Annotated in this window: 21 protein-coding genes and 1 pseudogene; 6 read left to right on the forward strand and 16 right to left on the reverse strand. The window is 73.5% G+C overall.

Annotated elements, in window-relative coordinates:
- Nucleotides 1-13: 13 nt before the first annotated feature.
- Nucleotides 14-169 (forward strand): LPFR motif small protein, encoded by a 156-nt coding sequence (locus ACA361_RS09800; RefSeq protein WP_366618444.1) that lies wholly within the window; start codon nt 14-16, stop codon nt 167-169.
- Nucleotides 170-250: 81 nt separating this feature from the next.
- Here ACA361_RS09800 and ACA361_RS09805 read toward each other — a convergent pair whose 3' ends face one another.
- The 12 genes and pseudogenes from ACA361_RS09805 to ACA361_RS09860 all read right to left on the reverse strand — a co-directional run bounded on the left by ACA361_RS09805 (nt 251) and on the right by ACA361_RS09860 (nt 13,024).
- Nucleotides 251-901 carry a response regulator gene (locus ACA361_RS09805; RefSeq protein ID WP_375011513.1) on the reverse strand — a complete coding sequence of 217 codons (651 nt, stop codon included), beginning with the start codon at nt 899-901 and terminating at the stop codon, nt 251-253.
- Nucleotides 892-2,058 carry a sensor histidine kinase gene (locus tag ACA361_RS09810; RefSeq protein WP_375011514.1) on the reverse strand — a complete coding sequence of 389 codons (1,167 nt, stop codon included), beginning with the start codon at nt 2,056-2,058 and terminating at the stop codon, nt 892-894. The genes ACA361_RS09805 and ACA361_RS09810 overlap by 10 nt, the downstream gene beginning before the upstream one ends.
- A 13-nt stretch (nt 2,059-2,071) precedes the next feature.
- The gene (locus tag ACA361_RS09815) at nt 2,072-2,980 is read right to left on the reverse strand and encodes a DedA family protein (RefSeq protein ID WP_375011515.1); all 909 of its coding nucleotides are present in this window, start codon (nt 2,978-2,980) and stop codon (nt 2,072-2,074) included.
- A gap of 117 nt (nt 2,981-3,097) precedes the next feature.
- Nucleotides 3,098-3,343 carry a hypothetical protein gene (locus tag ACA361_RS09820; RefSeq protein WP_375011516.1) on the reverse strand — a complete coding sequence of 82 codons (246 nt, stop codon included), beginning with the start codon at nt 3,341-3,343 and terminating at the stop codon, nt 3,098-3,100.
- Between the two features lie 66 nt (nt 3,344-3,409).
- Nucleotides 3,410-4,669, reverse strand: coding sequence for a sensor histidine kinase (locus ACA361_RS09825; RefSeq protein WP_375011517.1), 1,260 nt, complete (start codon nt 4,667-4,669; stop codon nt 3,410-3,412).
- Between the two features lie 79 nt (nt 4,670-4,748).
- A pseudogene (locus ACA361_RS09830) lies at nt 4,749-5,432 on the reverse strand (response regulator transcription factor); the annotation flags it as partial.
- A 30-nt stretch (nt 5,433-5,462) separates the two neighbouring features.
- Complete coding sequence (locus tag ACA361_RS09835) at nt 5,463-6,410, reverse strand: S1C family serine protease (protein WP_375011518.1); 948 nt, start codon at nt 6,408-6,410, stop codon at nt 5,463-5,465.
- Nucleotides 6,411-6,427: 17 nt separating this feature from the next.
- Nucleotides 6,428-7,375, reverse strand: coding sequence for a VWA domain-containing protein (locus ACA361_RS09840; RefSeq protein WP_375011519.1), 948 nt, complete (start codon nt 7,373-7,375; stop codon nt 6,428-6,430).
- Nucleotides 7,372-8,256 carry a DUF58 domain-containing protein gene (locus ACA361_RS09845; RefSeq protein WP_375011520.1) on the reverse strand — a complete coding sequence of 295 codons (885 nt, stop codon included), beginning with the start codon at nt 8,254-8,256 and terminating at the stop codon, nt 7,372-7,374. Before ACA361_RS09845 ends, ACA361_RS09840 begins: the two co-directional genes overlap by 4 nt.
- 200 nt (nt 8,257-8,456) lie before the next feature.
- Complete coding sequence (locus ACA361_RS09850; RefSeq protein WP_375011521.1) at nt 8,457-9,479, reverse strand: AAA family ATPase; 1,023 nt, start codon at nt 9,477-9,479, stop codon at nt 8,457-8,459.
- The gene (locus ACA361_RS09855) at nt 9,476-9,730 is read right to left on the reverse strand and encodes a hypothetical protein (protein ID WP_375011522.1); all 255 of its coding nucleotides are present in this window, start codon (nt 9,728-9,730) and stop codon (nt 9,476-9,478) included. Before ACA361_RS09855 ends, ACA361_RS09850 begins: the two co-directional genes overlap by 4 nt.
- 63 nt (nt 9,731-9,793) lie before the next feature.
- Nucleotides 9,794-13,024 (reverse strand): FtsK/SpoIIIE domain-containing protein, encoded by a 3,231-nt coding sequence (locus ACA361_RS09860; protein WP_375011523.1) that lies wholly within the window; start codon nt 13,022-13,024, stop codon nt 9,794-9,796.
- A gap of 237 nt (nt 13,025-13,261) precedes the next feature.
- Here ACA361_RS09860 and ACA361_RS09865 point away from each other — a divergent pair, with 237 nt between their 5' ends.
- Together ACA361_RS09865 and ACA361_RS09870 are read left to right on the forward strand one after the other, a co-directional pair.
- Nucleotides 13,262-13,783: a hypothetical protein gene (locus ACA361_RS09865; RefSeq protein WP_375011524.1), complete on the forward strand. Its 522-nt coding sequence runs from the start codon at nt 13,262-13,264 to the stop codon at nt 13,781-13,783.
- 110 nt (nt 13,784-13,893) lie between these two features.
- Complete coding sequence (locus ACA361_RS09870) at nt 13,894-14,124, forward strand: DUF5999 family protein (RefSeq protein WP_375011525.1); 231 nt, start codon at nt 13,894-13,896, stop codon at nt 14,122-14,124.
- A 42-nt stretch (nt 14,125-14,166) separates the two neighbouring features.
- Here ACA361_RS09870 and ACA361_RS09875 read toward each other — a convergent pair whose 3' ends face one another.
- The 3 genes from ACA361_RS09875 to ACA361_RS09885 form a co-directional block, all read right to left on the reverse strand.
- Complete coding sequence (locus tag ACA361_RS09875) at nt 14,167-16,332, reverse strand: molybdopterin-dependent oxidoreductase (protein WP_375011526.1); 2,166 nt, start codon at nt 16,330-16,332, stop codon at nt 14,167-14,169.
- A gap of 60 nt (nt 16,333-16,392) precedes the next feature.
- Nucleotides 16,393-16,638: a hypothetical protein gene (locus ACA361_RS09880; RefSeq protein WP_375011527.1), complete on the reverse strand. Its 246-nt coding sequence runs from the start codon at nt 16,636-16,638 to the stop codon at nt 16,393-16,395.
- An 80-nt stretch (nt 16,639-16,718) separates the two neighbouring features.
- Complete coding sequence (locus ACA361_RS09885) at nt 16,719-17,303, reverse strand: YdcF family protein (RefSeq protein WP_375011528.1); 585 nt, start codon at nt 17,301-17,303, stop codon at nt 16,719-16,721.
- 174 nt (nt 17,304-17,477) lie between these two features.
- On the opposite strand from ACA361_RS09885, the gene ACA361_RS09890 reads away from it, so the two are divergent.
- Together ACA361_RS09890 and ACA361_RS09895 are read left to right on the forward strand one after the other, a co-directional pair.
- Nucleotides 17,478-17,801: a hypothetical protein gene (locus tag ACA361_RS09890; protein WP_375011529.1), complete on the forward strand. Its 324-nt coding sequence runs from the start codon at nt 17,478-17,480 to the stop codon at nt 17,799-17,801.
- Between the two features lie 24 nt (nt 17,802-17,825).
- Nucleotides 17,826-18,713 carry a phosphorothioated DNA-binding restriction endonuclease gene (locus ACA361_RS09895; RefSeq protein ID WP_375012001.1) on the forward strand — a complete coding sequence of 296 codons (888 nt, stop codon included), beginning with the start codon at nt 17,826-17,828 and terminating at the stop codon, nt 18,711-18,713.
- Nucleotides 18,714-19,968: 1,255 nt separating this feature from the next.
- On the opposite strand, the gene ACA361_RS09900 is transcribed toward ACA361_RS09895, so the two are convergent.
- Complete coding sequence (locus ACA361_RS09900; RefSeq protein ID WP_375011530.1) at nt 19,969-20,793, reverse strand: SGNH/GDSL hydrolase family protein; 825 nt, start codon at nt 20,791-20,793, stop codon at nt 19,969-19,971.
- A gap of 324 nt (nt 20,794-21,117) precedes the next feature.
- Between ACA361_RS09900 and ACA361_RS09905 the strand changes: the two genes are divergently transcribed.
- Nucleotides 21,118-21,255: a hypothetical protein gene (locus ACA361_RS09905; protein WP_375011531.1), complete on the forward strand. Its 138-nt coding sequence runs from the start codon at nt 21,118-21,120 to the stop codon at nt 21,253-21,255.
- Nucleotides 21,256-21,263: the final 8 nt, after the last annotated feature.

Below are 21,263 nucleotides of genomic sequence, written 5' to 3' on the forward strand. Positions count from 1 at the left end.
GGAGGAGACGAACATGGGACGCATCGCCGCCGCACTCCAGTCAGTGATCGGGACGATCGTCAGTGTCATCACCCTGCCGTTCCGGGTGCTCTCGCAGCTGATCGGCGGGGGCCGCGGCCGTCCGGCCGCGCGCCGCACCTCGCGGCCGCGCCGCCGCACGGTGGCCTGACGTCCGTCGCCCGGCCCCGGCCCCCGCCGTTCGCTCGGCGGGGGCCGGCCCATGCCCGGGCGGTACCGGTCAGGGCGGCCCTCAGGAGCCCAGGTAGCGGAGGACGGCCAGGACCCGCCGGCTGTAGCCGGTGGCGTGGGACAGGTCGAGCTTGTCGAAGATCGCGTTGACGTGCTTCTCCACCGCGCTCTGCGAGATGTGCAGCTGGGCGGCCACGGCCGCGTTCGTGCAGCCCTCGGCCATGTGGCCCAGGACGTCGCGCTCGCGCGGGGTCAGCCGGCTCAGCGGGTCGGCGTGCGAGCTGCGCACCAGCAGCTGCCGCACCACCTCAGGGTCGAACGCCGCGCCGCCGGCGCCGATCCGGTCCAGGGCGTCCAGGAACTCGTCCACCTGCGCCACCCTGTCCTTCAGTAGGTAGCCCACCCCGGTCGTCTCGGCAGTGATCAGCTCGGTGGCGTAGCGCTTCTCCACGTACTGCGACAGCACCAGCACGCCCACGCCCGGATGGCCGCGGCGGATCTCCAGCGCCGCCCGCAGGCCCTCGTCGGTGTGCGTCGGCGGCATCCGCACGTCCACGATCACCACGTCGGGCGGCTCGGGCGCGGCGGCGACCGCCTCCAGCAGCGCTTCGGCGTCGCCGACCGCCGCGACGATCTCGTGGCCCTCCTCGGCGAGGAGCCGGACGAGGCCCTCGCGCAGCAGCGTGGAGTCCTCGGCGAGGATCAGGCGCACGGCAGCTCCGCCGCCACCACGGTCGGCCCGCCGGGCGGGCTGTCCACCCGGAAAGCGCCGTCCAGCGCCGCGACCCGCCGCGCCAGCCCGGCCAGCCCGCCGCCCGCGGGGTCCGCCCCGCCGCCGCCGTCGTCCTCGATCCGCACGCCGATCATCCTGCCGTCCTCCCCCTCGTCCTCGGTCACCCGCACCGCCACCCGCGTCGCCCCGGAGTGCTTGGCCGCGTTCGTGACGGCCTCGCAGACCACGAAGTACGCGGCGGTCTCCACCGCGTGCGGGGCCCGGCCCGCCGGCCCGTACTCGATCGCGACCGGCAGCGCGGAACGTTCCGCCACCGTCTCCAGCGCCGCCCGCAGGCCCTCGCCGTCCAGCGCCGCCGGATAGACCCGCCAGGCCACCTCGCGCAGGTCCGCCAGCGCCCGCTGCGACTCCTCGTGCGCCTGGCGGAGCAGCTCGCGGCCGCGCTCCCCGTCTCCGGCCCGCCGGGCCCGCCCGATCAGCATGCCGAGCGCCACCAGCCGCTGCTGGACGCCGTCGTGCAGGTCGCGCTCGATCCGGCGGCGCTCGCCGTCGACCGCGTCCACGACCTCCGCCCGCGACACCGACAGCTCCGCGATCCGCCGCTCGTACTCGGCCAGCGGACTCGGCCCCAGGCAGCGGCGGGCCGCCTTGCGCTCCAGCGCCACCACGCCCACCAGCCCTTGCACGGCGACGAACAGCAGGACGGCCCCGAAGATCCCCGTGTACGCCACGATCCACGGCTCGGGCGGGATGCCGTCCAGGTAGTCGCCGGTGATCCACCAGCTGGCCGCGAGCCCGGCCGTCATCGCCGCGCCGTACGCGATCAGGATCATGATCACGCCGCCGAGCAGCCCGACCGGCACCCGCTGCGCCAGGTACGCCAGCGCCCGCGGCGGCCCGTACTCGGCGGCCTCGCGGTACCCGTGGAACGCCGCGAGCCTGCGGCGCTCCAGCCGCGCCGCCGCCATCGCCGCCGACGCCACCGCGCCCGGCACCTTCCGGCGGTCCTTGGAGAACGGCAGGGCGAACGCGAACGCCATGAACAGCGCCGCGACCCCCAGCAGGACGAGCTCGACCGCGGCCGACGCGGCGCCCAGCAGCAGCCCGGCCGCCGGCTTCAGCAGGCGCCGGGACATGCCGTCGCGCCCGTCACCAGGTCCGGTCGCCTTCCCATTCTCGCCCGCCGCCGCGGGGCGGCGCGTTCCGGCCGCCGTACGGCTCGGGCTGCCCGCCGTACTGGGCCTGCTGCCCGTAGCCGGCCTGCCCGTACCCGCTCTGGCCGTGCGGCCCCTGCTGGCCGTGCCGGGGCGGCATGCCCTGGTCGGGCCGGACCGCCGGGATGCCGTCGACGCGGGTCTCCACGGCCGACTGGTCGCCGCCGTCAGGGCCGCCGGGCCCCTTGCGGCGCGACTTCACCACCCGCATGACGATGAACACCACGACCGCCAGCGCCACCAGCGCGAGAATCGCCTTGGAGTAGACGCCGACGTACTCCTCGACCTTGTGCCACTGGTCGCCGAGGCCGTACCCGGCCATCACGAAGATCGTGTTCCAGATGGCGCTGCCGAGCGTCGTGTACAGCAGGAAGAGCCCGACCGGCATCCGCTCGACTCCCGCGGGCACCGAGATCAGGCTGCGGAAGATCGGGATCATCCGGCCGAAGAAGACCGCCTTGCCGCCGTGCTTCTGGAACCACGCCTCGGTACGGTCCAGGTCCTCCAGCTTGACCAGCGGCAGCTTGGCCGCCAGCGCGCGGACGCGGTCGCGGCCGATCACGGCGCCGATCCAGTAGAGGGCGAGCGCGCCGACCACCGAGCCGGCCGTCGTCCAGAGCAGCGCGGCGATGAGGTTCATGTCGCCGCGCGAGGCGGTGAACCCGGCCAGCGGCAGGATGATCTCGCTGGGGAGCGGCGGGAAGATGTTCTCCAGGGCGATGGCCAGCCCCGCGCCGGGCGCACCGAGCTTCTCCATCAGATCGGTGGCCCAGCCCGCGATCCCTCCGACCGGTTCACCGCCGTTGGCCGCGGCGGCGACCGCCATCTGTGTCGTAGTGAGCATGGATAGCAAACTATGAGATGCCGGGACCGCTCACCACGAAGCCCGCCGCCGATGTGACCGGGCGCACACCGCACCCGTCACCCTGCGGGAAACCACACCCCCGCGGGCGCCTGCGATTCAGGCGTGCGCGGGGCGGGCGCGGTCGCGTGTCGTCAGGAACGTGCCCCGTTCGTTCTCGTCCGCGAACTCCAGGACGGTGACCGTCCCGGCGCCGCCGCCGGTCCCGGCGGGGACGACCAGAAGGTACGGGACGCCGCCGCGTTCCGCCAGGTAGGTGATGCGCTCGCCGTCGTGCTCGTACGACCGGGCGCCAGGGAAGCGCGCCAGGACCTGGTGGTCGTGCGGGAAGGTCTGCTCGCGCATGAGGGGCCCTCCGTGCTCGCCGTGCCGGTCCCCCTCATTCCCTCATGCCCGTGTGACGGTCCCGTGTCACCGTGGTGACGCGCCGCCGAACGCCGGGTCATCGCGGCGGGCGAGCGGATCCGCGGCCGGCGGGACCTGCGGGGCGGCGGCCTCGCCGGCCGAGACCGGGAGCCACAGGACGAACGTGCTGCCGACGTCCGGGGTGGAGAACAGCCGCACGTGGCCGCCGTGGGCCTCCACGATGTGCCGGACGATGGCCAGGCCGAGGCCGGTGCGGCGCTCGCGCGAGCGGCGGGTCTCGCCGCCGCGCCAGAACCGGTCGAACACCCGGGCCTGCTCCTCCTCGCCGATGCCGGGCCCGGCGTCCCGGACCGCGATCCACTGCCAGCCGTCGAGGCGGTCGGCGGCGACGGTGATGCGGGAGCCGGCCGGGGCGAGCCGCACGGCGTTGGACAGCAGGTTCCCGACGGCGCGGCGCAGCGCGTCGTGGTCACCGATGACCACCAGGCCGCGGCGCAGCTCGCGGTCGATCGCGATGCGGCGGGCGGCGGCCAGCGAGTCGAACTCCTCGGCCGCCTCCCGGGCGACCACGGCCAGGTCGACGTCGGTGTCGTCGAACGCGGGCGCCGAGCGGCGGGCGGTGGCCAGCAGGTCCTCGACGAGGCGGGTCATCCGGGTGGTGGCGCGGTCCACCACCTGGACGCCGCGGCGGCGGTCGGCGTCGTCGGCGTCCGGCGCGGTCAGCACGGTGTCCAGGTTCGCCCGGATGATCGCCAGCGGGCTGCGCAGCTCGTGCGAGGCGTCGTCGATCAGCTGCCGCTGCGCCCGGAACGCGGTGTCGAGCCGGTCCAGCATCGAGTCGATGGTGTCGGCGAGGTCGCGCAGCTCGTCCTTGGGGCCGGTCAGCCGGATCCGCCGGGACAGGTCGGTGGCCTGGATCTCGGCGGCGGTACGGGCGATCGACCGGACCGGCTTGAGCGCCCGCCCCGACAGCACCCAGCCGATGCCGAGGCTGGCCACGAACAGCCCGGCCAGCATGATCAGCGAGTACTGCTGGAGCGCCTGCTGGGTCTCGTAGTTGACCGCCTGCTCGACCTGCTGGACCTTGACCACGTCGACCTCGCCGAGCTTGGTCGTGGTGCCGTCCGGGAAGCGGTAGAGCTTGTCGGCCTTGGCGGTCTCGGTGATCGGCTGGGCGTCGGTGCTGGCCGCCACCCCGGCGTAGATCCCGCCCAGCACCAGCGCGGTGAGCACGAACAGCAGCGTCGAGTACATCACCGTGAGCCGGAACCGGATCGAGTGCACGAACCCCGGCATCCTGCGCATGTCAGTCGCTCATCTCTGAAGTCCCGGCCCCCGCGACCCTGGTCTCCCTCGTGTCCTTCGTGCCCCCGTCGCTCTCGCGCAGCCGGTAGCCCTGCCGCACGACGGTCTCGATCAGCTGCTCCTCCTCCGGCTCCACGGTGAGCTTGCGGCGCAGCGTCCCGATGGTCACCCGCACGGTGTTGGTGAACGGGTCGGCGTGCTCGTCCCAGACGTGTTCGAGGAGGTCCTCGGAGGAGACGACCTCGCCGGGCCGGCTCATCAGGTAGCGCAGCACCGCGAACTCCTTCGGCGTCAGCTGGAGCCGCCGGTCGCCGCGGAACGCCTCGTGCCGCCCGGTGTCCAGGCGCAGCTCCCCCACGTCCCACACGGCGGAGGCGGCCGTCCCGGCGTCGCGGCGCAGCAGCGCCCGGACCCGGGCGAGCAGCTCGGGGAACGCGAAGGGCTTCACCAGGTAGTCGTCGGCGCCCAGGTCGAGGCCGTGCACCCGGTCGGCGAGCCGGTCCCGCGCCGTCAGCATGAGGATCCGCAGGTGCGGGCCGCTCTGCCCGTCCAGCTCGCCGCGCCGGATGGAGCGGCACAGGTCCATGCCGTCGCCGTCGGGCAGGTTCAGGTCGAGGATCATCAGGTCGTACGCGGCGGCGTAGAGCTTCTCCGACGCCTGCGCGATGTCGTAGGCGACGTCGACGGCGTAGTCGGCGCGGACGAGCCCGTACCGGAGCGCCTCGACGAGGTCCTCCTCGTCCTCCACCACCAGAACACGCATGGGCGCCCCCTTTCGGTCGGTTCGATCCTGTCAGCGAATGAGGCGGCGCGCGCCGTCCACGGCCCGGTCGACGGGAATCGCGAACCCGATGCCGATCGATCCGCCGCCACCGCCGCTCCGGCTCAGCGTCGCGATCGCCGTGTTGACGCCGATCACCTCGCCGCGCGCGTTGACCAACGGTCCGCCGGAGTTGCCCGGGTTGATGGACGCGTCGGTCTGCAGCGCCGTGCGGCGCTCGCCGTCGCCGAGCCGCACCTCCCGGTTCAGCGCGCTGACGATGCCGCCGGTGACCGTCCCGGCCAGGCCGAGCGGGGAGCCCAGCGCCATCACCGGATCGCCGACCCGCACGTCCGCCGAGCGGCCGAAGACCAGCGGGGACGGGCTGTCGCCGGGCGCGATCGCCAGCACCGCCAGGTCCTGCGCCGGGTCGGTGCCCAGCACGCGGGCGGGGACGCGGCGCCGGTCGGCCAGGATCACCTCGACCTCGCCGCCGCTCTCCACCACGTGCGCGTTCGTCAGGATGTGCCCGCCGCGGTCGAAGACGAAGCCGGAGCCGCCGCCGCGGCCCGACCCGGACCGCACCTCCACCGACACCACGCTCGGCTGCACGCGCGCCGCGACGTCGCTGAGGTCGCCGGGCCCGTTCACCGGGCCGGCGCCCGACCGCGCGATCGGGGCCGCGGTGCGGTCGCCGGCGAGCCATCCCGCTCCCGCCCCGGCGGCACCGCCCGCCAGCGCCGCCAGCAGGACCGCCGCGACCAGCACCCGCGGACCCCTCGCGCCCCCCGGTCCCCCCGGCCGGCCGCCCTTCCGGAACGCCGCCGGTGCCGTCCACGGGGCAGAGGGCACGGGCGGCGCGAGGAACGGGTCGGTGTCCCCGGAACGGGGCGTCCACGGATCGGGCGGCGGGGACGGCGCGAAGTCGGGGCCGCGCGGCTCCCCCAGCCCGAACATCGGGTCGGCGCCGTAGTCGTTCATCTGACTCCTCAGTCCTTTCAGGGCAGCCGCGAGAACCACAGCAGCGAGGCCCCCGCCGTCACGCACGCCAGCAGCAGCCCGGCCGCGATGAACCACGTCCAGACCTCGCGCCGCTCCGTCCGGTAGCCGACGCTGCTGCCGATGTCCTGGTAGACCTGCCGCAGCTCGCCGCCCGTCGCGGCCTCGTAGAAGCGGCCGCCGGTCTCGCGCGCGAGCCGTTCCAGCGCGGGCCCGTCCACGGGTACGGGGACCGCCGCGCCGTTCTGGTAGAAGACGCCCTCGGCAGTCCCGTACGCGATCGTCGAGACCGGGACGCGCGCCTGCCGCGCCCGCTCCGCCGCCACCTGCGGGGTGCGGCCGGCGGTGTTGGTGCCGTCCGACAGCAGCACGACCCGTCCCGGCGGGGCGGACTCGCCGTACTGCGCGCCGAACGCCGTGATCGCCTCCAGCGAGGCGATGACGCCCTCGCCGATCGCGGTCCGCGGGCCCAGCGCCAGCCGGTCGATCCCGGCCCGCAGCGCGCGCCGGTCGGTGGTCGGCGGGACCGCGACCGTCGCCGTCCCGGAGAACGACACCAGCCCGACGTTGAACCGCGCCGGAAGCCGGTCGAGGAACGTCCCGGCCGCCTGCTTGGCCGCCTGCAGCCGGTTCGGCTGCACGTCGGCGGCCTCCATCGACTGGGACACGTCCACCGCCACCATGATCGTCGCCTGTTCGCGCGGCACCCGCACCTCGGTGGACGGCCGCGCGAACCCGGTGACGAACAGCCCCAGCATCAGCAGGAACGCCGCCGCCGGCAGGTGCCGCCGCCAGCCCGGCGTCACCGGGGCCACCTTCTCCAGCAGGGCCAGGTTCGTGAACCGCACCGCGTACCGGCCGCGCCGCACCTGCACCGCCACGTAGGCCGCCAGGAGGAGGAGCAGCGCGATCAGGAACAGCAGGCGGCCCGGCTCCAGGAAGCTCACCCCGCACCCCCCTGAAGCGGTGCCGGGACGGGGGCCGCGGCCGTGCGGCGCTGGGCGAGCACGTGCTCGGCGATGTCGCGGATCCAGTCGCGGTCGGTCCGCAGCCGCAGATGGGCCGCCCCCGCCCGGCGCAGCGCCGCGCCGATGAGCGACCGCTGCTCGGCCGCGGCCCGCGCGTACCGCTCGCGGAGCCGCGGGTTCGCGGTCGGGATGTCGCGGCGGCGGCCCGTCTCGGGATCGACGACCGACAGCACCCCGACGTCCGGCAGGGACAGCTCGCGCGGGTCGACGACCTCGACGGCCAGCAGCTGGTGCCGGTGGGCCAGCAGCTTCAGCGGCCGCTCCCACGACTCCACCGGCTCCAGGAAGTCGGAGACGACCACGGCCAGCCCGTGCCGGGCGGGCGTCGTCCGCCGCATCAGCTCGGCGCCCGGACCGAGCCTCGGCCGGTCCGCCGGACCCGGCTCACCGCGCGGGACCTCCAGGAGCGTGCGCAGCAGCCGCAGCGTGTGCGGGCGCCCCGACCGCGCCGGCACGTTCCGCAGCCCGCCGCCGTGCAGGATCTGCGCGCCCATGCGGTTCCCGGTGCGTTCGGTGAGGAACGCGACCGCGCCGACCGCGAACACGGCCAGGTCGCGCTTCTCCACGCGTCCCGTGCCGAAGTCCATGCTCGGCGTCGCGTCGACCAGCGCCCACGTCTCCAGCTCGCGGTCGGCGATCCGGTCGCGGACGTGCGGCACCGCCGTGCGGGCCGTGAGGTTCCAGTCCATGGCCCGCACGTCGTCGCCCGGCAGGTACTCGCGGCTCTCGGCGGACTCGGTGCCCGGACCGGGCAGCAGCCCCAGGTGATCGCCCTGGAGGAGGCCGTCCAGCCGCCGCACGATCAGCAGCTCTAGTGCCGTGAGGGGGGACGACCCCCCTCGCCCCCCGAGCCCGGGGAGGGCGCCCTGCGCTCGTTCCTCGCTCCGGGCGTCCTCCCCGGGGCAGGGGGCTCCGCCCCCCGCACCCCCTGCTGGGGGCTTCGCCCCCTCGTCCCCCCTTTTTGGGCTGCGCCCTCGCCCCCAGGCTCCGCTTCGCTCGGTCATGCCGCTTCGTCCTTGTTCAGACCGTCGAGGTCGTCGTCCTCTTGGGGGGCTATGCGCGGCGCGGGCAGCGCCGCCGTCACCCGGGCGACGATCGTCCGGGCGTCGACGCCGTCGGCCAGCGCGTCGAACGACAGCACCAGCCGGTGCGCCATCACGTCCTGCGCCAGGTCCCGCACGTCCGGCGGCAGCACGTAGTCGCGGCCGCGCAGCAGCGCCAGCGCCCGCGCCGCCGCCACCAGCCCCAGCGTGGCGCGCGGCCCGGCCCCGTACGCGATCAGACGTGCGACGCCGTCCACGCCGTACGCGGCCGGGTCGCGGGTGGCGGCCACCAGCCGTACCGCGTACCGGGCGACCTCGTCGTGCACGAACACCCGCTCCGCCGCCCGCCGCAGCTCCGTCACCAGCTCGGTGTCCAGGACGGGGGTCGGCGCGGGCGGGTGCACGCTCATCCGGTAGAGCATCGCCAGCTCCTGCTCCTCCGTCGGGTAGCCGACGTCGATCTTCAGCAGGAACCGGTCGCGCTGCGCCTCCGGCAGCCGGTAGACGCCCTCGGACTCGATCGGGTTCTGCGTGGCCAGCACCAGGAACGGCGCCGGCACCGGGAACGTGCGCCCGCCGATGCTCACCTGCCGCTCGGCCATCACCTCCAGCAGCGCCGACTGCACCTTCGCCGGCGCCCGGTTGATCTCGTCGGCGAGCACCACGTTCGCCATCACCGGCCCGGGCTCGATGTCGAAGCTCTCGGTCGAGGGCCGGTAGATGCGGGTGCCCATGATGTCCGCCGGCACCAGGTCGGGGGTGAACTGGAGCCGCGCGAACGTGCCGCCGGCCACCGTCGCCAGCGTCTGCGCCGCGAGCGTCTTGGCGACGCCCGGCACGCCCTCCAGCAGGCAGTGCCCGCCGGCCAGGACCGCGACCAGCATGCGCTCGATCATGCGGTCCTGGCCGACGATGATCCTCTTCATCTCGAAGAGGGCCCGCTCGGCGAGCGCGCTCTCGGCGACCTCCGGCCGGTTCATCGGCCGTCGGCCGCCTGCGCCGGCTCTGGGGTCGCGGTCCGCTCGGGGCAGTCCTTACCCGGGTCGTGCGCCGTCCAGCCCGCCTCGGCGCCGGTCCGCGGGGCGTCGCGGTGGCCGCTGACGATCTGCAGTTCGACCCGGCCGCCGTCGCCCGGGTCGGCGAACGCCACCGCGCCGCCCGTCCCGATCGCCGCCGCACCGGCCACCCCCGCCACCGCGATGGCGATCCTCGTACGCGTCCTGAGAGCCATGCCCGTTTCCTTCCGTCTTCGGAACGACAGGCACGATCACAGCAAGCGGGAGCGAAAGCGGACTTAAGGACGGTCGGGACGGTCGGGACGGCCGGAAGGATCGGGCCGGCCGGCCCGGAGGCGGGGCCTGATCGCCGCGAACGCGTCGTCGCCCCCGGCGGCGGCCACGACCAGGTGCAGGCCGATCCTCCGCGCGTGCGGCAGCAGCCCGGCCAGCGGCTCCAGCGGATCGCCTTCGGGGGCGGCGACCCGGTCGCGGTCGGCGACGACCACGAACAGCTCGACGCCCGTCCACGCCTCCTCGCCGGACGCGGCCAGCCGCCGCTCCATCGACGCCCGGATGTCGTTCACCAGCGACGCCGCGCCGTTCGCGGTCGCGGCGTACCCGAGCCGGTGCTCGGTGCCCGCCTCGTCCACCAGCGCTCGGTCGTAGTCGATGAAGACGATCTTGGCTCGGTCGGCGGCGTAGCGCTCGGTGATGCCCGCCGTGACCCGGCGCAGCAGCGCGGTCCTGCTCGGCCCGGCGCTTCCCTCGATGAGCAGGTGCGGGTCCTCGGCGAAGTCCGCGTACACCGGCCGGCCGGTGCCGCCGAGCGGGATCGCCGTCGGGGACGCCGACGGCTTCCACAGCTCCTCGACGTCGGCGGTCGCGACGCGGAAGTGCGCGCCGTCGGCCGCCAGCCCGCGGCCGGGACGCCCGGCCGGGACGTCCCGCGCCCGTTCCGCGTCGACGGCGGACTCGTCGGGGTCGGGCAGCCGCAGCTCGACGCGGGAGCCGAACAGCTTCCGGGCGTCCTCCCCGAAGTCGCTCCAGCGGGCCGCCGACGCGACGACGTGGACACCGTACGGGAGGCCGCACGCCGCCAGGTCGGCCACCGTCTTCGCGACGGGCTCGAAGTCGCGGAGCAGCGTCGGCCACCCGTCGATCACCAGGAACACGTCCGGCCCGCGGTCGCCGCCGCCGTTCGCGTCGCCGGCCGTGTCGTCGTCGTTCCTTCCTCGGGCGTTCTCGCGTTCCCGGGACTCCAGGACGGTCCAGACCTCCTTGACCGTGCGCCGCAGCCGTTCGGGATCGAAGCCGGTCGTGACGCCGGCGACGTGCGGCAGCACGTCCAGGTCCGCGAGCGCGCCGCCGCCGAGGTCGACGCAGTGGAAGCGCACCTCGTCCGGGCCGCGGGTCAGGGCCAGCGAGGTGACCAGCGCCCGGATCGCGGTGGACTTGCCGCTCCTGGCCCTGCCCACGACCGCCACGTTCCCGCCGTCGCCCGAGAGGTCCAGCCAGTACGGGTCGCGGCGATGCCGGAAGGGCCGATCGACCAGTCCCAGAAGCGCCCGCAGGCCCTCGCCCGTGCCGTGGTCGTGGTCCGCGGCGTCGAGCAGGTCGAGCAGCTCGTGCAGCGGCGGCGTCTCGTCCAGCGTCGGCGTCCAGATCCGGTACGGCTCCTCCGCCCCGTGCCCGGACAGTTCCTCCGCGAGGGTGCCGAGCAGGCCGCCCGGGGCGGACACGGCCCTGAACCACGTGGCGGGGCCCGTACCGTGCTTGAGGAAGCCCTCGGCGGCATCGGCGGGGGCGTCGGTGCCGGTGGCGGCGCGCTCCGGTGGCGGGCCGCCCAGCAGCGCCTCGGTGTCCGCTCCGGACGCGCTGCGCAAGGCGATCCGGTTGCCCAGATGGCGGTGGACGCCGTGCAGCCGGTCCTCGTCGTACCGCTCGGTGCCCGCCAGCAGGTGGACGCCCAGCGCGGCGCCGGTCCGCCCGATCAGCGCGAGCAGCTCGCCCAGTCCGGGCCTGCCCTCGACGGTCGCCGCGAGGTCCTCGACGACCACGAGCAGGTCGGGAAGCGGGTCCAGGAACGCGTCCGTCTCGCGGGCCTTCGCGTAGTCCCGGACGGAGGGCAGGTCACCGGCCGCGCGCAGCGCCTCCCGGCGGCGCGCCAGCTCTCCCGACAGCGCCTCGCAGAGCCGCGCGGCGTTCGCGTCGCCGACCGTCACCCGCGCCGTGACCTGCGGCAGCGCGTCCATCCCGGCGGTCGCCGACAGCCCGTCCTCCGCCAGCAGCAGGATGTTGAGCGCCTCGGGCGGGCGGGTCATCGCCAGCCCGAGGACGACGGCGCGCAGCAGTTCCGTGTTGCCCGCCCCGACGACGAGCCCGTGCTCCTCCAGGACGACCTCGGTCGGCCGGCCCTGCCCGTCCACCCCGACCGGCACCGGCCGCCGCTCCGCCGACCAGCCCGCCCGGCCGGCCGCGGCCACCCCGAGCAGCCGGGCGAGGGACGTCTCCTCCGGCTCGCGGTGCGCGTCGCGCGGTCCCGCCTGCTCGTTCCCCTCAGCCTCGTCTCCGGTCTCCCGCCCGAGCCGGCCGGCGGGCTCGGCTCGTTCGGTCCGCTCGTCCCATCCGGGCGCCGTCCTGGTCAGGTCGGCCCGGCCGGCCGCCGCGTCCAGGACCGCTTGCGCCTGCCGCTCGGCCGCACTGATGATCGCCGCGGCCTGGCCGCGGACGTCCGCCAGCAGCTCTTGGCGGCACCCCTCCAGCAGCTCCTCGCGGGCTTCCGCGAGCGACTTCCGGTGCGCCTCTGCCTTCGCCGGCTCCTGAGGCGCGTCCGTCCGCAGCTCTTCGCGGACCTCCGCCACGAGTTCCTCGCGGATCCCGGCCAGCAGTTCCTGGCGCGCTCCCGCGAGCAGTTCCTTGCGGGCTCCTACCAGCAGCTCCTTGCGCACCGACTCCAGCAGCTCTTCGCGGGCCCCGGTCAGCAGCTCTTGGCGCGCCTCCGCCAGCAGCTTCTGGCGGACCTCGCCGCGCAACTCCTCGCGGACCTTCCCCAGCAGTTCCTGCCGGACCTTCGCGATCGTCTCCTGCACCGGGCCGGGGAGGACCACCGTGCTGTCGCCGTGCAGCGCGCCGCCGCCGCGCACGGCGTCGTTCACGGTGGCGTCCGGGTCCAGCTCGGGCGGCAGCGGGAGGGTCATGTCGGGCGTCGCACCCGGCCGCCCTCCGGTCATCGTGTGGACCGTTCCGTAGCGGGCCACCGCCGCGAGCCAGGGGCCGATCCGGCCGTCCGGTACGCCGCACGCCCGCAGGAACGCCGCCAGGCCCGGCTCGTCCGGGAACCGCCGCCCGGTCAGCAGGTCCGAGATCGCCTGCCTCGGCAGGCCGCTGCCCGTCTCCAGCTCCCGCATCGACCGGCCGGCGCGATGCCGCAGTTCCAGCAGCAGCCCGCCCAGCCGAGCCGCGGTGGAGACCGACGCCAGCGCCGCCTCCAGATCATCGATCCGCGGCCGTCCCGCCTCCTGGTTCACACACGCCCCTGTCGAAGATCGTCCGAGTCCGCCCCCACAGCGTAGAGGTCAACGTGATCATGGACACCCGACATCGCGAACCCGAGGTTTCGGACACCCCTAACACCACCACCCCGCCGAAGACCCTGGAGAGATCGACTTTTCCGTAAACAGCCTTTCTTGTAGCGTTCGCAGCGTTTTGTGAACGGAATTCATGATCCGACCCCGCCCACGACAAGATCATGAAAGGAAGCCACGATGGCCACGGCGACAGGCTTGGCCGCCACCGCGCTCCTGTGCCTGCTCGTGCTGCTGGCCACGGCACGGCGCAGAGCGGAGGCGGCCCGCCCCCCGGCGGCGCCCGCCGCGGACGGCGCCGCCGAGCACCCCGAGTCGCTCACCGCGGTCCTCGATCCGGGCTCCGAGGAGTACCTCGCCTGGCTCGCCGACCACCTCTGGCCCGCGGACGAGTACCTTGACCTCGAACTCGAGTGGCGGAACGAGTACGCCTCCACCGAGCTTCCCGAGGGCTACGAGGAGCCGCTGTGCCCGCAGTGCCGGCTCCGCCGCGAGGACGTGTGGCCCTGCCCCCAGTGCGGCCGGCTCCTGCACTCCTCCTGCGGCCACGGCATGCGCCGGCGCCGCCTCGCGCACCCGTACCGCACGCACGCGCCGGATCCCGAGGCCGTCATCGCCGAATGGATCTGCACCGGCTGCCTGTCGATCGTGGGACTCGACGTCGACCATGGCGACGAGGCCGACGACGATCTCCGCCGTTGATCGTTCTCACAGCGGGGAAAGTAAAGAATTCCCCATGCACTTGCATATTACGGTCACCCGTAGGCATGCTGCTTTGTGTCCTAAATTAGGACGCTGTGGAGGTTCATCCGATGTCGACCCGACCGTTCGATCGTTCCGCAACCGCATCCGCCGCCTGCCGGCACCAGCCGCCGTGCCCCGCGCCGTACGGCCGGGACCGCGAGGCCGCCCGCACCGTCGCCAGCCATCCCGAGCAGGGCTGGAGCCTCCTCTGCGACGGCACCGTACTCTTCGAGGACACCGGCGAGCTGCTCCCGGACGGCCGCGTGATCGCCCCGCACCGTCCCATCCAGCCCGCCTGAGCCCGGCCTCGCTCCCGCGCCGCGCTACGCCTCGCCTCCCCTTTAGCCGGCTCGATCGCCGCCCGCCGGGGCTATGGCGACCGGGACTGCGTTCAGATGGGCCATGCCCGCCAGCGGTTCGAGGCCGTGCGGGTCGGGGGAGGCGAGCAGGTTCACGTTCGCCCCGCCGGACGCGTTGGCCAGCTTCCAGCCGCCCTGGTGGCCCCAGCCGTGCGGCACGGCGACGGTGCCGGGGGCCATCTCGTCGGTGACCCTGGCGGTCAGCTCGATCTCCCCGTACGCCGAGGAGATGCGGCACCGCGCACCGTCCCGGATCCCGTACTCGGCGGCGTCCTTCGGGTTGACGCGCGCCGCGTGCTCGCGCCGGCCGCTCATCAGCCCGGGGGCGTTGTGCATCCACGAGTTGTGCGAGCGCAGCTCCCGCATGCCGATCAGCCGCAGGGGCCGGTCGGGCGGCGGGGCGGGCGCGGCCGCGAGCCGTCCGATCTCCGCGGCGATCTCCGGCGGCGCGAGGTGGACGCGCCGGTCCTCGTGCGCGATCCGGCGGCGGAGCGTCCCGGTCCGGTGGTGGTCGGCCAGGACGACGCCGTGCGGGCGCTTCCGGAGCGCGCGGATGCTCAGCCCGCCGGGGCGCAGGCCGTACCAGTCCCCGCGCGGTCCCGTGCGCAGCAGCACGTCGGCCAGGAACCGGGGCGACGGCCGGACGCCCAGCCGGTGCGCGAGCCGCTGCGCGGGGAACGCGCCGAGGCCGAGCCGCATCCGGCGTGCGAGCGCCTCGATGATCTCCCACTCCTGGCGGGCCTCGCCGCGCGGCCGCACGACCGCCTCGGTCCAGGTCACGTACGGCGTGAGGTGGTTCTGCAGGAAGGGCAGCGGGAAGTCCTCGCGCTCCAGGAACGTCGTGGCGGGCAGGACGTAGTCGGCCTTGCGCGCGGTGTCGGTCACGTAGAGGTCGATGCAGACGAGCAGGTCGAGCTCGTCCAGCGCGGCGTCGAGCGCGGCGCTGCCCGGAACGCTCTGGACGGGGTTGCCCGCCGAGACCACCAGCGCCCGCAGCCGCCCCGGCCCCGGCGTGGTGATCTCCTCGGCCATCACCCCGGCCGGGAACGTGCCCAGCACGTCCGGGTACGCGCCGACGCGCGACCGGGTCCTGCCGTACGTCGCGAGCCCGGACAGCCGCAGGATCTCGTCGACGCGCAGCGGCGCCGCGCCGAAGATCCCGCCGCCCGGCCGGTCGAGGTTGCCGGTCACCAGCGTCACCGCGTCGATCAGGAACGCGGTCAGCGTGCCGTACCGGCCCAGGCAGGTGCCGGTGCGCCCGTACACCACGGCGCGCCCGGCCGCCGCCAGGTCCCGCGCGAGCGCCCGCGCGTCGCCGGCCGGCACGCCGCTGTGCTCCTGCGTGGCCTCCGGCGTGAAGTCCGCCGCCAGCCGCCGCAGCGTCCGGACGCCGCTCGCCTGCCGCTCGCACGCGGCGCGGTCCGCCAGCCCCTCCGCGAAGATGACGTTGAGCAGGGCGAGCAGCAGCCAGGCGTCGCCGTCCGGCCGTACCGGCAGGTGCTCGAAGGCGCGCGCGGTCTCGGTACGGCGCGGATCGCCCACCACGACGCGCCCGCCGCGCCGCACGATCGCCGCCAGGTCCTCCCTGATCCGCGGCGCGGAGATGATGCTGCCGTGCGAGACCAGCGGGTTCGCGCCGAGCATCAGCAGCAGGTCGGTCCGCTTGAGGTCGGGGATCGGGACCAGCGTCGGCGCCCCGTACAGCAGCGCGCTCGCCGCGAACCTGTTGTTGACGTCCTGTGATCCGGCCGAGTAGATGTGCGGCGACTTCAGCGCGGCCATGAACGAGTTCAGCCACAGCGGATGGCTGTAGGAGAACGTGGCGGGGTTGCCGAAGTACCATCCGATCGCGTCACCCCCGTGCCGCCGGCGCAGCGCGTTCAGCCGCGCCGCGATGCCGTCCAGCGCCTCGTCCCAGCCCACCTCCTCGAACTCCCCGTCGGACCGCCGGCGCAGCGGCCGCACCACGCGGTCCGGATCGTTCTGGATCTCGGTCATCGCGATGCCCTTGGGGCAGGCGAACCCCTTGGACAGCGGATGGCCGCGGTCGGGCCGGATCCGCTCGACGGCGCCGTCCTCGATGGTCACCTCCAGCCCGCACAGCGGCTCGCAGATCCGGCAGTAAGTGAACGCTTGCCTCGTCCCCATGCCGCCGATTGTGCCCGCCCCGCCCCTCGCCCGCCAGGGCCGGGCGACGTATCGGGCGGGTCAGGCGGCGATCAGCCGGCGGCGCGGGGCGTAGGCGCGGTCGACGGCGTCGAGGGCCCAGCGCATGCGTTCGGCGTACTCCTGCGGGTGGTCGCCGGCCTCCTGCGCGACGCAGGCGGCGAAGCGGGCCGGGTCGCCGGCGCGGAGCCGCTCGCCGATGGCCTCGCGCACCCGCTCGTCGGTGGGGTGCTCGGACGCCTGCAGCGTCGTCGTGAACAGCACCTGTGCCAGATCCGAGGCGTTCATGGTGGCCTTCTCTCGTGGCGTTCGCTCTACCCGGAACGCTATCCGGAGGGTCTGACATTCTCGGGGGCGCCCGACCGCGCTCACCCGGTGAGGTAGCGCCCGTAGCCGAGCCGTGCCAGCTCCTCGTGCGCCGCCCACGCCTCCTCCGGCACGGGCACCGGCACCTGGAAACCGCGCTCCGCGTACACCGCCATCCGCCGCAGGTCGCCGACCATCAGCTCCAGGAACCGCCGGCCGTCCGGGCCGTCCACGTGCGCCTCGTACCCGACCTCGGGCGCCGACGCGAGCCACTCGACGTCCGGCCACCGGCGCCGCGCCGTCGCCAGCGAGCGCCGCGTCATGTACGGCTTGGCGACCAGGATGCCGCGGCGGATCTCCCGCCCCTCCAGCAGGCGGCGGGTGGCGGTGATGTTCTCGCCCGTGTTGGTCGCGGTCTCCTCCAGGAGCAGCGCGTCCGCGGGCACGCCGTGCTCGCGCACCGCACGGGCGAACACCCGCGCCTCCGTCTCGGCCCAGCCCGACGTCACCTTCCCGCGCCCGCCCGACACCACGACCAGCGGCGCCCACCCCTCGTGCCAGAGCCGCGCGGCCTGGACGGCGACGCGCACGTCGTGGCAGCCCATCGCGAGGATCACCTCCGCGCGCGCCATGGGGGTCACGAACACCAGGTAGTCCCAAACGAGGCGCCCCAGCTCGCGCGCCTCCCGCCAAGCGGGAGAAAACTTCCCGGCATCACTCTTCCCCGCACGCGGCATGTCGTTGCCCTTCCGAAACATCCGGCTAGTAGCTTTCAACTGCTTTGCTCCTTACGAAAGGCTCTTACGGAAGGACAGCGTGGTGTGATCACGGTCCTCGTTCTCACCTCTCTGGCCGGCCTGGCCGTCCTGAGCCTGCCACGCCGGCTCCGCCGGCTCCGCCGCTCCCGCGAGACCGGCGCGGCCCGCCCCGTCCCCGCCCCGCGGCCCGTACCGCCGGACCCGGAACCCGGCCCCGAGCCACTCGGCCCGTACCCCGAGTCGATGACGGCCGAGCTGGAGCCCTGGGAGGAGGAGTACCTCGCCTGCCTGGCCGACCACCTGTGGCCCGAGGACGAGTACCTCGACCTGGAGCACACCCTCGACCACGACGGCGACGGCGACTGCGGCGGCGGCCTATGCCGCTGACCCGCCTATCCTTGCCGCGTGGAACTGGACCCCTGGATCGATCGGGTGCTGCGCATCCGCCGGCACGCCAGGCACGGTGAACGCGCCCCGCACAAGCCGCTGCTGCTCCTGCTCGCCCTGGGCCGGTTCCAGCGTGACGGGGCGCGCCCGATGGAGTTCTCCGCCGCCGAGGAGCCCCTGCGGCGCCTCCTCCGGGAGTTCGGGCCGCCGCGTCCCACCAGCCCCGGCTACCCGTTCCACCACCTGACCAACGACGACACGATCTGGGTCGTCGACACGCCCGCCGGACCCGGCAGCCCCGGTCCCGCGCTGGGCGCGCTCCGTACACCGGGCGTCCAGGGCCGCCTGCACCCGGACCTCACGGCGGCGCTGACCGCCGACCCCGCTCTCCTAGGGCACCTCGCCCGCGCCCTCCTGGACGCCAACTTCGAACCGTCCCTGCACGACGACATCTGCCAGGAGGTCGGGCTGGAACTGGACGCGGCCCCTGCGGGAAAGGTCCTTCCCTCACGCGATCCGGCGTTCCGCATGGAGGTCCTGGAGGCGTACGAGTTCTGCTGCGCGTTCTGTGGCTACGAAGGCTGGCTGAACGGCACGGCCGTAGGACTGGACGCGGCGCACCTCCAGTGGCGCGCGTACGGCGGACCCGACGATGTCGCCAACGGCCTGTGCCTGTGCGCCCTCCACCACCGGCTCCTGGACCGCGGTGTGCTGGGCGTGGCCGCGGACCGTACGGTCGCCGTCTCTCGCAAGTTCGTCGGCCGCGCCCCTTCCGCCGTGTCACTCGTCCACGACCTGTCGGGCCGCCCCGTACGCGAACCGCAGCCCGGGCTCCCCTCCCCCAGCCCCGCCCACATCGGCTGGCACACCGACCAGGTCTTCCGCGCCCCCGCCCGACAACCCGCCGCCTGACCCACCCACCGCGACGTCCCCGTTCGGCTCGCTTGCCTCTTGCAGAACGATCTTGGGGCGGGATATCGTGCCGAATCTCGACCCCCTCGATGGCCCTGGCGATATTCGCTAGCTCTCGACAGGCCAGCACGTGCCACTTGCTCTCAATCTCGCGCAAAGAATCGTCTCCGAGCGCACGGACGAGCCGTGGCCGCATCCACTCCTCTCGAGGCGCGCTTTTTCCACACCGCCAGGCTCGCTCGTATTTTTCTCGAAGCTTTCTCGACTTCTTCGGCCGACCATCGTCGGAACCGGTCCGTATTCGTGTTGGCAGCACCTTCCACCACCAGGAACACGGCACCAGCACTCCCTCCTCCACTGCGCCGGACAGCCGCATGCACGCAACATAGATCGGGCGTCCCACATCGATGGGCACCGACGCAACGGACTGCAAGGGTAAGACCACCTCGCGAATGCGGCCGGAACCGGCTCCGCTCGCCCCCTTGTCACTCGAGACCGAACACGGGTCGCAATCCGTTCCCCAAGTCACAGCGAAGTCGTAGCATCAATCGCATGTTATAGGCGACCGAAAATGACCGGAGCCTCGTAGCCTGGAATGTGAACTTCTGCATTCTCCGGGCCTCCGCGGAGGGCATATCGTCCCCAGCAGCGGTCATCGACGCGGGGAGGAAGACTGCGATGGCTCGACGCCCGACACAATACGAGAAGCGCCGGAACACCGCACTGGGCTGGTGGGCGGCAATCGTCCTCCTCTGCGCCCTCGCCTGGCAGAACGGAAGCATGCAACTGTGGCTCCTGCCCGTACTCGCCTGGGTGGTGTACGAACTGTGCTACTGCCCCACAACGTGCGGCGTTCAGACCGTCCGCGGGCATCCCTGCCGGCAGCCGGCTTCCGGGCGCCTCTACGCATGCAGGGCGCAGGCGGCCCATCGCGCGCTAAAGGCCGACGCGCTGCTTCGCCTCATGGGACTCAGGCACGGAACGCCCGGCGCACCGGCTCGGCCAGGGTCTTCCCATCAGGCGTCCCACACGATGGAGCCGCAGGCACAGGCCAACCCGACAGTTGAGCCGAAACAGCAGTCGATGCTCCTACTCACCGCCGCCGGTCTCGTCTTCACCGCGACGCAGACGATCTGGACGATCCTGGACTGAACGTTGGCGGGCAAGTCGGCTCGACTCAGCGCCCACACAGTGGACGCACACCGTGCGGTCGCGGGACCCTACGCGACGCCCGAGGCGTTGGAGTGGCGGCAGTTTAGGAGTCTTGACGGAGAGCCAGCGAGCGGCGGACGGCGGACTTGAGGGCGGGCAGGTAGCCCTTCGCGTGGCCGCGCGCGGTCGGATGGTACGAGTCGCCGATGGGGAAGGTGACCGCGTTGAGCCAGCCGTCGCCCGAGCACAGCTCGTGCCCGGAGAAGTCGTCCCGCACGTCCGAGAAGACGAATCCGGCGCGCGCGACGGACTTCTCGATGGACGTGTTGAGCGTGTCGGCGGCCCGGTTGAGGACGTTCCGCTTGGTCTGGTTGAGCCCGACGCATCCCGCGCTGTTCTTCAGGTACAGCCGGGGGTAGCCGAGCACGACGACGCGCGCCGACGACGCCCGGGAACGGATCTTCCCGTACAGCGTGTCGAGCCGGCCCGGCAGCGTGTCCTCCATGAAGCCCTCGGCCTTCTTCACGGCCGACTCGCAGGACGCGGTCGACCGGAGCACGCACGCCTCCATCACCTTGCCGAACCCGGCGTCGTTGCCGCCGACGGTGATGCTCACGAAGGTCGTGGACGAGCTGAGCGCCCCCAGCTGGCCGCTGGTGACGGTCGAGGTCGTCGCCCCCGAACAGGCCACGAACTTGAACGAGTCGGGCGAATTCGCCGCCGCCCACTTCTTCGGGTACGCGTTGGCGCTGCGGCTGCACGCACCGGCCCCCGGGTCATAGCTCCCCGCCCCCGTTCCCGAAGAGTACGAATCACCCAACGCGACATAGTTGGTCACGGCCGCGGACGCGGACTCGGACATGACGGCGGAACCAGCGGTGAGCATAAAAGCACTCACGGTAACGGCAGTCAGGCGGGAGGCGTACATCGAGGCTCCATGAGGACGGGACGATTTCTCTTCCTCACTTATACCCGTGCCGCCAAATACCGATACCCCAAGCTGATCAGCAAGTTTTGTCAAGTATCGCCGTTTATATCCCCTATTCTCCCTGCAAGTCGATCACTGGTTCGCAGCTTCGAAGCAATGCCGACCGACCACACCGATCCACTTCGCCGTTCCGTTTTCCCCGCAAAGGCCGGACCGTGCCGCCGCGCGCGTCGCCGTCAAAGTGCTGCACCGGGACGCGCGCACGAACGCCCTCAGAGAGGTCAGGGCCGCCCGGAAGGTGGCACCTTTCCGCACCGCCCGACGGTGGACATGGGGCACGACGAGCAGCTCGCCGGCCTGACCGTCACCGCGGCCGCCGACGTCTTCGCGTGGGGTGCGACGATCGCCTTCGCCGCTAACGGCCGGCCACCGTACGGCCAGGACACACTGCCCGCCGTATGAACCGCACC

Source organism: Actinomadura sp. 21ATH (genome assembly GCF_041951345.1).
Lineage (GTDB): Bacteria > Actinomycetota > Actinomycetes > Streptosporangiales > Streptosporangiaceae > Spirillospora.